Origin of the sequence: Shewanella cutis (genome assembly GCF_022410515.1) — a bacterium.
GTDB lineage: Bacteria > Pseudomonadota > Gammaproteobacteria > Enterobacterales > Shewanellaceae > Shewanella > Shewanella cutis.
The window spans coordinates 21,761-37,586 of the sequence record NZ_JACSDI010000027.1 but is presented as its reverse complement, the minus strand read 5'-3'; the positions used below and the strand labels follow the sequence as shown (position 1 = coordinate 37,586).

Sequence of the window (15,826 nt, the reverse complement as noted above, 5' to 3'; positions counted from 1 at the left end):
AATTGCTCTTTGCTAGCCATAAGGAAAATTATAAATGGCTATATTATTCTTTAAGGAAAAAGAAATAAAAAGCAGGGACAAGCCGCTCATGGTAAAATCAGACCTCCATTTTGCGGCACTTTTCCCATGACTGGAACAAGGTTGCACATTATAGGAATGGTAGCAAAGTTAGCCCTATCTGCGTAACTAGGTTGGAGGAGGGGTAGTGCTCAAATTTCTGTGTCATTTCTTTAAGCTATACCAAAAAGAAGATGATTTATGACCACACCTACTTTTGATATCGATGCTGCCATTCAAGCGCTGCGTGAAGGTAAAGACCTCACCGGCAAGGATGGCGTCTTACCCATTTGATTAAGCAACTCACTGAAGCGGCCTTAGCGGCAGAGCTGGATGGCCATTTGGCGTGCACTGAAGGTGCCAATCATAAAAACGGTAAAACCACTAAAACGGTTAAAAGCCCCATTGGCAACTTCGAGTTAAACACGCCCAGAGACAGAGCGGGCACCTTCGAGCCTCAATTAGTCAAAAAGCACCAAACCCAGCTTACCGATGAAATGGAGCGTAAAATCATTGGCTTATTTTCATTAGGCTCCAGCTACCAAGATATTCGCGCGCATATCGAAGACATGTACGGCATGTCGGTGTCCAACGGCACGGTGAACGCCATCACTGACAAGTTACTATCTGAGCTTCAAACATGGCGTGAACGCGAACTCGAGCCGCTTTATCCCGTCATATGGCTCGATGCGATTCACTATAAAATCAAAGAGAACGGCCGCTTTATCAGCAAAGCGGTTTACACCATTTTGGCCCTTATCGTCGAAGGTAAAGGCCTATATCTATCTGATAATGAAGGGGCTCACCATTGGTTAAGCGTGCTAACTGACCTGTATAATCGCGGTGTTAAAGACATTCTCATCGCCTGCGTTGATGGCCTTAAAGGCTTTCCTGAAGCGATTGAAACCATCTACCCACAGACGGAGGAAGTAAAACTGTGTGTCATCCACCAAATTCGCAACTCAATGAAGTATGTTGCTTCAAAGCATCAAAAGGCTTTCATGGCGGATTTAAAGTGCGTTTATAAGGCTGCCACCTTGAATGCGGCCGAGATGGCACTGGATGAGCTGGAGACAAAATGGGGCGATAAATACCCCGTGGTGATTAAATCAATGGCGTAACAAATGGGCGCTGCTATCGGTGTATTTCAAATACCCAGACTATGTCCGCACCGCTATCTACACCACCAATGCAGTTGAAGCGGTACATCGACAATTCAGGAAGTTAACCAAAACGAAGGGCGGTTTTGCTAACGAGAACAGTTTACTCAAGCTGCTTTACGCGGGTATATTGAAGGCCTCTGAGCGCTGGACCCACCCCATCCAAAACTGGAATTTGACGCTATCACAGGTCTCAATCCATTTTGAGGGGCGCTTAGAAAACCATATCGATCTGTGAAATTAACCTGACACAGAATTATACCGCCTCAGAAAAAATTTTAAACTGTTTGATTTTTTGGCTTCAATTATTATCGCTTATCAAGTTCCGTTAAGATTTTAAACGGAGCAGTTTGATCTAAAGAGGATCCGCTATTTTATAGAAGTAGTTTAAAAATTACTTATTTATGATGGGTATACAATTAGATTTACAGACTCTACCGTCAGAGTAAAATAATGTCTCACTACGTCCATCAAGGTACTCATGTGTAGATATCAACGCTCCATCCTCATGAAAACTATAACTTTTACCTTGAGAATTACCTTTAGCATCAAACCATTCCAAGCCTAATAAATGACCATTCAATGAGAAGCACTCCCAACGGCCAATCTTACGCCCATTTTTGTAATTCCCATGCCATAACTTGTAAATACTGCTGTTAGTATTCCTCGTTAGCCATGGCCCTTCCCGCAAACCATTAACGTACTGACCTTTATTTTCAGTTCGTTTGTTAAAATCAATCTTTAAATAAGCACCGTGCATTACACCATTTTTATAAAATGCTTGATAGGTTATAGTTCCATCATCTGTTACTTCCTTTTGCTCTCCATGAAGCTGCCCTTGTTGGTTAAATTTTTCTGTTTTTGTTCGACCATATCTTTGCGTAACCCACTCACCTACCTTATTATCTAAATGATATTGCCCAACCACGAACCCTTTACCCTTTTCATCGTAATCATTTTCTTTGTAATAACCTTGCTTCTTGCCATTACTGTAATTTATGTATTTAATCCCATGCCCGTCACCTGTAACTCTTAAGCCTTCATATAATTTATTTTTGGTCTCTTCACGAAACTTCAATTTCCCATCCGAGTTAAATTCTTGAATAAGCTCCCAATCTTTAACTGAATCTTTTTGACGGAGATATATTACTTTCCCTGTCGAGGTAAACTCTTTGGTCGTGCTGATGACTCCTTTTGAGAGATACTGCGTATCAGTCTGAGCGATAACGTCACCCTTGGCATTATAACTCACGCTTCGTATTTCACGACCACGATCATCATACGTTGTCTCACCATTTAATTTTCCATCATCATTAAAATATTGCTGAGTTCCCGCCAGCTTATTATGTTGATAGCGCCTTATAACCTGAAGAGTGCCGTTATCACGATAAGTTACCCACTCACCATGCAGCATATCTTCAAGATAAGATATCTTACTTTGCAGCTTACCTTCTGGTGACCAGTAATTGTATTCCCCTTCCCGCTTTCCAGCTTTCATCATGACTGACTCCTTTGGTTTACCATCATGATAGAAGCTTTCATATAGACCCTCCATACCATTGGCTCCATAGTTAACTTGCTCTTCCAGCTGACCGTTTTCAAAGTAAGATTGCCACAATCCCAGCCGAACTCCGTAGGACATGTGATAGCGTTCTTTTAATTTACCGTTCACGTGAAATATTTTCTGTTCACCATCTATCATATTATCTTTAAAATGAGACTCTTGAAGAAGACTTCCATCAGTTTCATATCTCAGATATCTACCTTGGTAACGCCCCTTGTTATCAGCTGAACCCTTACTGGACAGTTGACCATTAGGATGGAAAAATTCAAAATCACCAACAACAACACCTTTTGATACGTCAGCGGCATTTAAACTGCCACGAAAAACAAGCTTGCCCGTCTCCAAGTAAAATAATTCAACCGCCCATACCCCACCTTTCTTGATTGATGCTTGTTGTTGGTAGTAAATAGCTTCATCACGATTGTCTGTAAGTTGCCAGTCCCCTCCGAATAAGAGTTGTTCAGCCGACAAATTAAAGGAAAGAAGCAGTGGCCATAGAGATAATACAGTTCTCATATCCACCCCTTAAGTTAATGTGGTGTTAAAGGTGTGTTGACAAATCTATTCAATAGGCTTGCAAGCTGTTCGCCAAATAGCTATCTTACTTTGCGTTTGCGGCTAAGGCCGCTTCAGTGAGTAGCTTAATCAAAGGGGTTCAGATGCCGACATTTCCCTGCGAGGTCTTTACCTACATGTAAAGTTTGAATGGCAGCATTGATATAAAAAAAGGTGCGGTCATAAATCATCTCTTTGGGATATAACTTAAAGGAATGACACAGAAATTTGGTTGCTACCCTAAAATTTAATCTGCATATTGATATTCTGCAGAAGGTTCACCTTTAGAGTAATATGTTATGTTGCTGTGTGTAGCAAAAAAAACTATACGACGGTCCAGTTCTCCATTTTCATAAAAAAAATAACTTTTACCTATTGGCAGACCCAAATCATTATATTGCTTGAAACCTAATAAATGATTATTTGATGAAAGTCCCTCCCAAATACCAATTTCACGACCATTTCGATATTGCCCATGCCAAACCATGTCGTAACTTTCTTCTGCTTCAACTAACCACTTACCTTCGCGCAAGTTGTTAACGTACTGACCTTGCATTCGCACCCGTTTATCAAAATCAAGCTTTAAATAATTACCATGTAATAAACCATTTTTATAATTAGCCCTGTATATTACAGTTCCATCATTAGTTATTTCAGTTTGCTCTCCATGAGGCTTTCCTTGAAGGTTAAAGTGCTCTGTTCGTACTCTATCTTCACTTTGTGTAACCCATTTGCCAACCATGTTATCTGAATTATATTGTCCCGTTATAAATCCACCACTATAAATATCCTCTTTGTATGCTCCTTGTTTTTTTCCCTTACTGTAATTGGTGTGTTGAACACCATGCCAATTTGAATCGATATGTAAACCTTCATATAAGTCATTAATCAACTCTTTACGATACTTCAATTTCCCATTCGAGTCAAAATGTTGACTAAGACTCCAGTTTTTAGCTGAATCACTCTGATATAGGGAGAGCAAAATACCTGCGGAATTGAATTCTTTTTTGGTGACTATTGTACTATTGTTTAGATAGTGTGTTTCGTTTTGTATGATGGCATTGCCCGCATCATCAAGGTGATAGTATTGAATTTCACGACCTTTACTATCGTAAACTATTTCTGTTTTCAACCTTCCCTTTGTATTGAAATATTTTTGGGAACCCACGCGCTCACCATGCCGATAATTACTAATTTCATTTAGCAAATCAGCAGCTTGATAATATAAAGTTACTCCGTGGAGTTTTCCTTTGTGATAATTTTGTTTTCGTACTAGCCAACCATCATTTGACCAATATAGTTTTTCCCCTTCCAAATAACCTGCAATCTTTGTGAATTTATCCTCTGGTTGGCCATTTGGATAAAAAGTCACAGTATCGACTATATTGTCCGCGCCATAATTTATTCTTGATTCCAACAGACCGTTATCATAGTAGTATAGATACAATCCGTGTGGAGTGCCATTCTTCATGTGGAAATGTACTTGTAATTGACCATTTTCGAAGTACTTTTTTTGTGCACCTTCGAGATTATTGTTCTGATAATAGAGTTCTTCTTCAAGTATTCCATTTTCTCTATATTTAGAGTATTTTCCTTGATAGTTTCCATTAATATCTTTACTCCCTTTGCTGGCTAAATGACCGCTAGTATAAAAAAATTCAAAGTCACCAATGATAATTCCTTCAGATACATTAGCTGAGTTTAAACTGCCTTTAAAAGCTAGCTGGCCAGTTTCCAAATGGAATAGCTCAACAATCCATGCATCATTTATCTTAATTGCGGTTTCTTTTTGGTAATATACGGCCACATTAGGATCTTCGGTGAGTTGAAAGTCTTCTCCGAATAAAACCCGTTCAGCAGACAAACTAAAAGAAAAGAATAATATTGATAAAAATAGTACGACTCTCATATTCATATTCTCATATTAAGGTAGTGCAGGAAACACAGTAACAATAGCTTTATCAATGGGCTTGCCGGTAACTGTTAACTCGTCGATATGTTCAGTTCGGCCCGCCAATTTAAACCAACGGTCTTGTTCCAAAACTTGATGCAATGGACGTTGATAAAAGTTTTTAATATCCCGATGTTGATAATAATCGGTAGCATCAAATTGGATATATGGTGCAAGCGGAAAATTTCGCGAATTTAAAAAACGGTAGCGTCGCATAAACTCGGCAACGGTTTGGTTAGTATCTAAATTTCGCAATTGAGTGACATCAATCAACCAACCTTTACTTGGCTTATATTCGAGCGCCTGCCACGTCGGAGTGCCTGAACAAGATAGAACACTGTTTACACGAATATCATAAAAATTTCGACGAATACCATCTTCACTGGTTAATCGGTACTTTACGTAGCGATTTAAGTCATTGTTATCATCGTTTTTTTCGTTTATAGATGTCCATCGTAATGTGTGACCGTTTACTTGAGGCGCATCAGTTACTGTTAATGCACACATCGCGGCTTGTTCAGCTGTCAATTGTATTTCAACACCATATTTGGCAATAATCAGAGGCTCAATCAACGCAGGATCCGAAGGAATTACAGGCTGCGACTGCTTATCATAATCATAAATATCAGGATAGAGTGAAGAAAGATCATCCTGATAAAGTAACTCTTCATGTATAGGGGGATATTCAGCTTTGGATTCATAATCGGCTACCGGAATAAAACGTATATCTTTAGTAAAAGTTTTGCTGTCCTCAACCGTATTAACGTAAACCGATAACGTTTGCGGCTCAGCAGGGAAATCAAACAAAATTGTATAGTCATATCTTGCAGATGAAGCTAACGACAACATTATTAACTCATTAAATGTTAGCCATTCCGGTCCACTAATTGATGGATGTTGGTGATTTATCATGGCACCTTCTGCGCCATCAAATTGCCATGTGATAAAGGAATCACCTTCCGTCAGCGTCTTAAGCATGTAACGCCGAGGTGTATCTTTTATAGGAATAAGCTCAAGCTGCAAATCGTTATATTGTAAACTCACTGTTTTAGTTGGATCTGGGTTCAATTCTAACTTAACTTGTTTAGCACTGCGGTAATGAGCTTTAGCACGAAACTCTACAATTGAGTCTAATTGTTTAGCCGGTTCACTCCAACCAGTAAGCGAGAACTCTTCCAAAGAACGATGAAAACCGTCTTTTTCAACAATACTGTAATGTCCTAGTTTATTTAGTTGCACCGGGGTCTTTTTACCATCTGCACTATAGGCAGTGACATCAGTCAAATTAAAGCGCCCTGGCACTATAACATCAGAAAATTCATGCTGGTAATTGATAAACAAAGTGTCATAAACCAATTCATAATAACCCTCTGCGTTCCCAAATACTGTATCACTTGTTAAGTTTGCTAAGGTTTTATTGATATCGCTCAGTTTCGGCTCGGATTGATTTTGATATTTATATGGTGAAAAATCATATTTCCACGAAAATGTATGTTCCAAACTCCCCATCATACGCATCTGTGGCACAATGAATATATTATTACGAATTTTCCCTTTTTGACCGAAACGCTCAAAGTTCTCCTCTACAATTAAAGCCATTTGCATTAACCATCCACTGTCACGTTCAAGCATTAGTCTGCCAAACAGTTTATTTTGCTCACCCTCGACTTGAATCAATATATACTCATCAGTAACTTGCAGCACTTCAAGCTTAATCTTAGAATAATGCTGATAAGTCGGTAGCTCAACGACAGCACCTTCTTTAGCAGGAATTTCATCATATATACCTGGCGATGTGAATAACTTTTTGAGATTATGTTCTAATTCACCGCCGCGTTCCTTTAAAAAAGCTTGCCACACAGGTTTATTTTTAGCGCTAAAGTCTACAATCTTTCCATCATTTTTATTTAATGTAAACTCGAAACCTTGTGAGAAAATGGCATGCATTTCAGGATTGACTGTTGAGGAAGATGTTACATTGCTTATCCTTTTTGAACCGTCCTTCATATCTATATAATCGACAAACATTTCAAATCGAGTATTCAGTCCAGTATCAAGAACTTTATAACGTACCAACTGATTAGAGGAGGTTTTTATTTCAGATGGCACACCTTTCTCGGCATTAAACTCCATCGTGGAGTACACCTGGTAAACGCGTTCTTCACCTTTTTTAGGTTTAAACTTTAAGGTACTATCATCGAAAAAAAAATATGATATCAACACGGATATGAATAAAAGCACAGCAACTTTATTCAAGTAATTAAGGTTCACGATTGCTCCTTGTTGTTTTTAATTATAAAATATCTTTGATTTTCATATTGCTTGTAACGCAAGCTAATAAAGGTTATATTACGTTAGTAAGTTATAAAAATCATAGCCTTGACAAAAAACATAACAATCAAACGTAATGTCCAATGTCCAATGTCCAATGTCCAATGTCCAATGTCCAATGTCCAATGTCCAATGTCCAATGTCCAATGTCCAATGTCCAATGTCCAATGTCCAATGTCCAATGTCCAATGTCCAATGTCCAATGTGTAATTTTATTAAATGTGTATTCAACTCAATTGAAATTTGTCGCATTTTAAAATTTACAATTAAGGTGGTTAAATGTCAGATCATTATATTTGTTTCATCCCTACCACAGTTGATTACGTACCAAAGAGGGAATCTCAAAACTTTGCTGTAAAATTGCTTAAGTGCTGGGGTTTTAAAAATATAAAAATTGAAACCTCTAAATATGTAGAATTTCATCATTGTGGAGAAAATTTTGAGACTATTCATTGTCCACATTGTAATTCAAGTTTTTCAATTGAGCTTTGGCAAGAACTCATGGATAAAGATTATTCAAAAATAAGCGGGTTTAATCTTAGCGAATTTACAATGTCATGCTGTAAAAAAAAGACAACCCTAAATAATTTATACTATCATTTTCCTATGGGATTCAGCAAATTCATTGTACGTGTAGATGACAGTAATTTAATTGAAAGTCATCAAATTTATGAATTAGAGACAGTCCTAAACTGCAAACTAAAAGTCATTTATAGAATGTGCTGATGCTGGACAATCATGCAATCATATAATAAATGACTTATGATCCAAAAAAACGCTAAATGCTTCGTTTAAAACTATTCTTATTCTATTTTGGACAATATGTTATCCCATTCAGTGTCAAATCTATGATTAGCATAGTTTAAATGCTCTTTGACGATATGAGCTTCTGACTTTGCCGTGTCTAATATTGCTGCATTTTTTGAGAACGTCATATATGCCATTACAATATCACCTCCCCAAAAATATGGATAAATAATCGCAAAATCCAAAGGTGAGTAAGTCTTGTATTTGAAAACACTTTCGGCAAAAACAAGCAGTGGAAGTATTTCGGTATAACTCTCCGAACACATAATAATACCAAAATCCCAAATGTTTGTCGCCTCATCGTACGTAGAAAACGACATTGTTTCTTTAGATTTTACCCATTCATCAACAACTGTTTGATTAGAAGGGAGGTTACTCCATGAACTTATTTCTGAGGCTAAATTCAGTTTGCCATACATCTCTCTGCTATACCACCATTGTAACCAGTGATCGTTAATACATGGCTGACTTGGGGCAGCTTCCATAAACTCTTGATATTTTATTTTGTCAATTGTGATGCGCAAAATAAAAGAATAAGGTTCAGACATTTTAGCTCCTAATTTATAGCTTTATAAAAAGCTATCTCACACTCTTAAGATACATTATATTTTTTAAAGATTAATAACTTTTCACTTTCTCTTAATTTGATACTAACTTATGTATTGCTTGTGATCAATGAAATTTACTTGAAAATGCTACCAGCATAGTTCTTTGGATGTTTCTCTCTTTTTTTCGGAAATATCCTACAATCGAAAGGTTTTCTGTTTACAGTTTAAAATTTAAAACAATGGTACTTTACATGCGTGAATATGTGACGTGTGCACTCTAATATTTCTCTATTTTCTATTCGCACGAAAAATAAATAGAGCAATGAGTGACATAAAGTAAATACTTGAAATTTCCGAATTACATGTTTGCATAGGTGTTGTTGGTTAAATGAATGAAACCTCCATCCCAAATACGATCGAATCCTGTGAATACCACGTAGGAACCGCTATCAGCTGGGCAAATCCAAGCATCGCATCTCCAATGGGCCGGAATATAACAAGGCGTGGACAAACCGGATCTCGCTGACTTTTTGGATAGACGAGCAGACGCTTAACACCTCAGTACTGAACATCATGCTGGTCGAGGCCGGGGATTTCAGTACAACGACACGTCAATAGAAACCGCCTTGATGATCAAAGGTTTTCAGAGCTCAGTGTTTACAATTAACTTCAGCAAGCAGCTGATTAGCCCGAAATTGAGCCTGCGTGTCTACAACGGCCAAGTCGGTGAGTTATTGGCTGGAATGAAAGTGATGAACAAAGCTATAGGACTAGCTTGCCTATTCGCAAGAGAGTCTATTAATACTAGGAAATCTGTTAGAAAAAGGCTCACCTAAAACTGATTTAGGCAACAACGCTTAAACGCCTTAATGGTGCTTTATTGTTCCATATGCGGTCAATGCCATCTGTAAAGCATTAATTCCATTTAACTTCGTTGTAGGTCGATTTATGAAAAACAAGCACTTCAGCTGCCTCATGATATTTGTCGCACTATTAAATTTACTCTTAATCGGTTGTAGCGGTGATAATAAACATATTATCGACCCTAAACTACCTGATAGCCATTTAACCGCTCAACCTCAGGTCTATGTGCTCAAACAAGGTGAGAGCCAGCATGTGGATTTAACTCAATTGGTCAGTGCACAAAATGTGGCAAGTTGGGAGCTGACTGATTTAGATGATAAAAGTGGTCTTGGTGTTATTGTTAGTCGCGATAAAACCTCTTTTGATTATAAAGCGCTAACCGCCGGAGCTGGCTTTATTAATTACACGGTAAGCGGGCAACATCTCTCTGCGTCGTCGCAGATTATTTTTGCGGTCAATGCAGGCGAAACACCTAATAACCATGTGCCTGTAGCTAGCAATATCAATGTAGAAACGCTTAATAATCAAAGTGTCAGTATTGATTTGCGCGACTATATCAGTGATGAAGATGGCGACACACTTCGGGTCAACAATTTGATTTCTGCGTCTGGGCGCTTCACCTTAGATGAACACCAAGTGACTTTCACACCTGATGGGTTTGTGGGCGTCGACCAAGCGGTATATAGCATTGACGATGGACGTGGCGCTTATGCAATGGCCTATATTGCGGTGATATCGAAGGATGCAGCGCCGATTGCCCCCAATAATGCACCAGTGGCTAAAGATGATAGCCAATCAATCGATGTGGCAAAGCTGTCCACATTATCCCTCAATCTCAGTGCGTTAATGAGTGATGCCGACGGTGATAGTCTTCACGTTGTGGCGCTCTACAGTGGTAACGGTCGCGCTAAGATTGTTGGGCCTCAGGAGGTAATGTATACGCCTGGTGAGTTTCGCGGAGTAGACCAATTTAGCTACCTGATTTCAGATAGCCGGGGAGGGTACGATTTAGCCACAATTACCGTTCACGTAACGGATTCAACACCACAAGCGCCTGCGAAGCCAAGCCTTGCTGCATACCCACAAACGTTTACGCTGGCGCAGGGACAATCTCAACGGGTGGATTTAACGGCATCAGTTGCAAGCAGTAATATCGATAGCTGGGCATTAACCCAAGTGCAAGATAACTCTGGTTTGGGGGTGGTTTCAGATAAAACGGCTTCGACCTTTACTTATTTAGGGCAATCACCAGGCGTTGCCAATATTGGCTATACCGTGCAAGGTAGTGGATTAACCGCCACTTCAGAGGTGATTGTGGTTATTAATGCCCCTCCGCAACCTGACAATACCCCACCGAACGCCAATAATGTCATGCTTGACACGGTTAATAATCGTAATGTGAAAGTTGACTTGCTCAATTACATCAATGATGAGGATGGTGACACATTAAACATCACTCAGCTTATATCTGCATCAGGTCGTTTCAGCCTCAACGGTAGCCTGGTCACGTTTGCGCCTAATGGATTTGTGGGCGTTGACCAAGCTGTTTACAGCGTTGAAGATGGAAAAGGCGGATATGCATTAGGGCACATAGTGGCAACATCAATGGATGCGGATCCGCCAGTCCCCAATACCCCACCAACGGCAAAGGATTTAGATAAAGCAATTGATGTCGCGACATTACCCGTCTGGGATATTGATTTATCCGCACTTAAGCTGATTGCGGATGCCGATGGTGATGCATTGAAAATAGTCAATGTTTACAGCACTGATAATCGTGCGGTTAAGCAAGCTGACACCCGTATTTCCTACACGCCTGGCGCTTTTCGTGGGGTAGACCAGTTTACCTATGTGATTACCGATAGTAAAAATGGGTTCGCTATTGGTGTGGTTACGGTTGCCGTGAATGACAGTACCCCGGGTAATACAATCCCAACTGCAGAAGCTGTTGAAGGTCACATGCTGGACAATGACCCGATGTTAACATTGTCCGTTGCAGATAAAGTGCATGATGCCGATGGTGATGCACTACAAATTGTGAGTATTACTGGAGCGCTGGGCAAGGCCACAGTCAACCCCGCCAATTCCTTAGAAATACTATACGAGCCAAACGGTATTGTTGGCGTTGATAGTTTTGTGTATACGGTGAGCGATGGTCGGGGTGGCCATGCCATGGCAGCGGTAACCGTTAAGGTCACCCATCATAATCCAACTGCGCCAGTTGCAGGAGTGATAACGGCTGAAACTTTACTCGATACACCCGTCACGATTGATTTGTCGACAGTGATTTCGGATAACGAAACCCCTACTTCCGATTTAGTCATCACTGCGCTTAGTGCTGCGACATCGCCTGCTACGGCAACCTTAAGTGGTCAACGGGTCACTTATACGCCAAATGGGTTTACAGGCGTCGACGTGTTAACCTATCGAGTGTCCGATGGATTGCATAGTACCTCAGGGACTATCGTTGTAACGGTCACACCGTATGGCGCCCATGATATTACGGCGGCAGATGTGTTTTTAACAACGCCAGCTGGTACCTCTGTGTCTGTAGATATGACCGATAAGATAAGTTCAACGGTCCCTTCCGCTGCACCATTCAGTGTTGAATATGTGCTGGGTAATGCGCTTGGTGATGTCACGATTACAGGCAATACCCTGACCTACACACCAAAACTTGGGACGTATGGCCAAGATGTATTTATTTATAACGTTAAAGACAGTCATGATCCCGCGCATTATGCACAAGGCTCCATAACCGTTGATATCACGCCGCCAGCGGTGCCTGTGATAACGAAGCTTGACGTCACCTTAGAAACGGGTGGGCTATTACAAGCGCATGTTGAGTGTGAGCGCTGTGATGCGACTCAATATCGGTACAATTGGGTCATCAATGGTTTAACGGTTGGAACATCTAACACCTATGCATTGCAAGCGGCAGATAAGGGCTTCAACATTCGGCTTGATGTGCAAGGCAAGGATATCTATGGTCAGGCTAGCGGTATTGAATATGCCACTTATGCTTATAATGCAGTGAAAGCCATTTATTCAACCCCTTATGCCTTTGCCGCCCTTAAGGATGATGGCTCAGTAGTCACTTGGGGAAATCGTAATCATGGCAGTGACAGCAGCGCCGTCAGCGATAAGTTAACCTCAGGGGTAAAAACCATTTATTCAAACAACGCTGTCTTTGCTGCAGTCAAAAACGATGGTTCAGTAGTCACTTGGGGGTATGACCCTTATGGCGGTGACAGCAGCGCTGTCGCCGATAAGTTAACCTCAGGGGTAAAAGCCATTTATTCAAACCTTAGTGCCTTTGCTGCAGTCAAAAACGATGGTTCAGTGGTCACTTGGGGGGGGTATGGTCTACCCGATTATGGCGGCGACAGCAGCGCCGTCAGCGATAAGTTAACCTCAGGGGTAAAAGCCATTTATTCAACCGCTTTTGCCTTTGCTGCAGTCAAAAACGATGGCTCAGTGGTTACCTGGGGGGGGGATGCGAACACTGGCGGCGACAGCAGCGCCGTCGCTAGTCAATTAAGCGCCGGGGTGAAAACTATTAGTTCTAATGCCTATGACTTTGCAGCTTTAAAAGATAATGGCTCGGTCGTCGCTTGGGGCCCTGTCACCAACTGCGGCAACTTTGGCGGAGTTTGCTTCAACGCAGTTAAATCGCAGTTAGCCTCTGAAGTAAAGGCTATTTATGCAACTGATAATGCCTTTGCCGCCATAAAAAACGATGGCTCGGTCGTCACTTGGGGCGAATGGACTGCAGATAGTAGCCTTCAATTAAGTTCAGGAGTGAAAAGTGTTTATTCAGCCCGTTATGCCTTTGCCGCCCTGAAAGATGATGGCTCAGTGGTCACTTGGGGAAATGCTGACAATGGCGGTGACAGCAGTGCTGTTATTGATCAACTAAACACTGGGGTGAAGGCTATTTATTCAAATGATTATTCTTTTGCTGCGATCAAAAACGATGGTTCAGTGGTCACTTGGGGAAATGCTGACAGTGGCGGTGACAGCAGTGCTGTCGCAGAGCAATTAACCTCTGGAGTAAAGGTGATTTACTCATCTAGTGCAGCCTATGCAGCCGTTAAAGATGATGGCTCGGTGGTGATTTGGGGAGCAGATTGGGCGGGAGTTAACAGTAGCGAAGTCTCAGGCCAGTTAACCTCTGGAGTGAAGACCATTTATTCAAATGACCAAGCTTTTGCAGCCGTTAAAGATGATGGCTCGGTAGTCACTTGGGGAAGTGCTAACGATGGCGGTGACAGCAGCTCGGTAGCATCGCAACTCGCGCCGTCGTCAATAAGATTAATTGAAACATCCATAAACTAAAATTAACCTTCAACAGGCTTAACAAGCCATAACGGTAATGACACCAAACTCAATGTTAGTGATGTACAGTTATGGCTTATTGTCTTTCAATTGATGACGATGAGTGCCATAACCATATTGAACTTACAGCCAAATAGTCCGAGATTTAATCTCAAGAAGTCGTCCGCTCATTTATGTAGCGACTCCCCCATTCCGATGGGGTTTCTCTACTCGGCATAAAAAGTCACTCAGTAAATCTTAAGTTCAACTTTTCTACTTTTGAATCAGCAATGGAGCACCAGAGTGGTTAATGCCAGTCAGTTAAGTAGACTGGCATTAACCAATGCACCCGCAATAACAGCAAGAAGTGAAAAAGCACCAGAGCAATTGAACCTTATAAGACGAATTAATTCACTTGTTAAATTTATTTTTTATTGTCGCATGATTATGTACATTTATGAAACTCTAATAAAATATCTTTATTATTCGTCAGGCGACTAATTTACATTAAATAATCTGAATAATAATGGGATGTCACTCAGTTTAAACATCGAGTTGATAAAGCAATGTAAGGCTCTCAGTGGAATAGAGAGAATTTCAGGTGATGACTAAGTCGAAAACACACTAGGATGACTTTTTGGGTTACTCGACCTTGGCTTTTAAATTAATAATTGTATCGTCATCAATCTAGAAGGTAAGCGAACCGCTATTGATGGGTAAGTTGATAGGTTATGCAGATCAGCGCTACTGTTTTAGTTCAACCTATGTAGTAAATAAATCTAAGATTTTTCCCACATGAATTTAGGGTTGCTCTGGCAGTTGTACGTTTCCAGAAGTGTTAATTTATCTGAGTAAATGTTCGAAACTATCCATAATACGTACAAATACAAAATGAATTATATTATAGGAATGATGTATACATATGAAAAAGCTCACTCTAACATTAGCAATAACTGCAATATTCGCAATTAATGCTCAAGCCTCTAACATTATTACTTTTAAAGGTGAGGTGGCAACACAGACATGTATAGTGGATGTTAATGGGTCTAATTCACAACCATTGGTTTTGTTACCAACTATTGCGGCTTCTGATTTACCTGACGTTGGTGCTACTGCAGGGGGGACGGCTTTCAAAATAAGCGTCACAGGATGTATTGTTGATACTGTTAAAGATCAGCCAATTAAAACTGTCTTCGTTGCTAATCAATTAACTGCAGGTGGTAACTTAAAAAATACTGGTACAGCAACGAACGTTGCATTACAAATCTTAACTGGACCAGGTGGTACCAAAGTTGATCTGACAGGTAGCGTTGGAACAGCAGGATTGGTTGTGAAAAAGAATGAAAATGCTGCGTCTCACGAATTTGTGGTTCAATATGTACGTGATGGAGTTGGCATGATAGATCCGGGTAGTGTAGTTAGCACTGTGCAATACGCGATATCATATCTCTAGTCTGTACGTCTAAATAGGTTGTCGCACTCATCGATAGTTTGCATGAGTGCGACAATCATCGAGCAGATGATGAATAAAATTGTTGCTGATTGTATGTGGGTTGAGAGTTTAACATTTCTAGAGTAATAAATTAAATTGGTGAAAGCTTTATAAAAATAAACTTATAAATTTTTTTACGTAAACAACTGTTGGTTTAATTGTAAATAAAATTATAAGCCG

At 40.2% G+C, this 15,826-nt stretch carries 7 protein-coding genes and 1 pseudogene; 4 read left to right on the top strand and 4 right to left on the bottom strand.

Annotated features, from left to right (window positions below):
• Positions 1-258: 258 nt before the first annotated feature.
• Positions 259-1,455, top strand: a pseudogene (locus tag H9J30_RS20435) (IS256 family transposase).
• A 156-nt stretch (positions 1,456-1,611) separates the two neighbouring features.
• On the opposite strand, the gene H9J30_RS20430 reads toward H9J30_RS20435, so the two are convergent.
• The 3 genes from H9J30_RS20430 to H9J30_RS20420 form a co-directional block, all read right to left on the bottom strand.
• Positions 1,612-3,297 carry a toxin-antitoxin system YwqK family antitoxin gene (locus H9J30_RS20430; RefSeq protein WP_240132670.1) on the bottom strand — a complete coding sequence of 562 codons (1,686 nt, stop codon included), beginning with the start codon at positions 3,295-3,297 and terminating at the stop codon, positions 1,612-1,614.
• Positions 3,298-3,583: 286 nt separating this feature from the next.
• On the bottom strand, positions 3,584-5,245 hold the full coding sequence (locus H9J30_RS20425) for a toxin-antitoxin system YwqK family antitoxin (RefSeq protein WP_240132669.1): 1,662 nt from the start codon (positions 5,243-5,245) through the stop codon (positions 3,584-3,586).
• Positions 5,246-5,260: 15 nt separating this feature from the next.
• The gene (locus H9J30_RS20420) at positions 5,261-7,558 is read right to left on the bottom strand and encodes a hypothetical protein (protein ID WP_240132668.1); all 2,298 of its coding nucleotides are present in this window, start codon (positions 7,556-7,558) and stop codon (positions 5,261-5,263) included.
• A gap of 339 nt (positions 7,559-7,897) precedes the next feature.
• Between H9J30_RS20420 and H9J30_RS20415 the strand changes: the two genes are divergently transcribed.
• Positions 7,898-8,344 (top strand): hypothetical protein, encoded by a 447-nt coding sequence (locus H9J30_RS20415; protein WP_240132667.1) that lies wholly within the window; start codon positions 7,898-7,900, stop codon positions 8,342-8,344.
• 77 nt (positions 8,345-8,421) lie between these two features.
• Here H9J30_RS20415 and H9J30_RS20410 read toward each other — a convergent pair whose 3' ends face one another.
• Positions 8,422-8,973: a hypothetical protein gene (locus H9J30_RS20410; RefSeq protein ID WP_240132666.1), complete on the bottom strand. Its 552-nt coding sequence runs from the start codon at positions 8,971-8,973 to the stop codon at positions 8,422-8,424.
• 948 nt (positions 8,974-9,921) lie between these two features.
• Between H9J30_RS20410 and H9J30_RS20400 the strand changes: the two genes are divergently transcribed.
• Both H9J30_RS20400 and H9J30_RS20390 read left to right on the top strand, forming a co-directional pair.
• Positions 9,922-14,175 carry an Ig-like domain-containing protein gene (locus H9J30_RS20400; protein WP_240132665.1) on the top strand — a complete coding sequence of 1,418 codons (4,254 nt, stop codon included), beginning with the start codon at positions 9,922-9,924 and terminating at the stop codon, positions 14,173-14,175.
• Between the two features lie 901 nt (positions 14,176-15,076).
• Positions 15,077-15,607: a fimbrial protein gene (locus tag H9J30_RS20390; RefSeq protein WP_240132664.1), complete on the top strand. Its 531-nt coding sequence runs from the start codon at positions 15,077-15,079 to the stop codon at positions 15,605-15,607.
• The last annotated feature ends 219 nt before the right edge of the window (positions 15,608-15,826 follow it).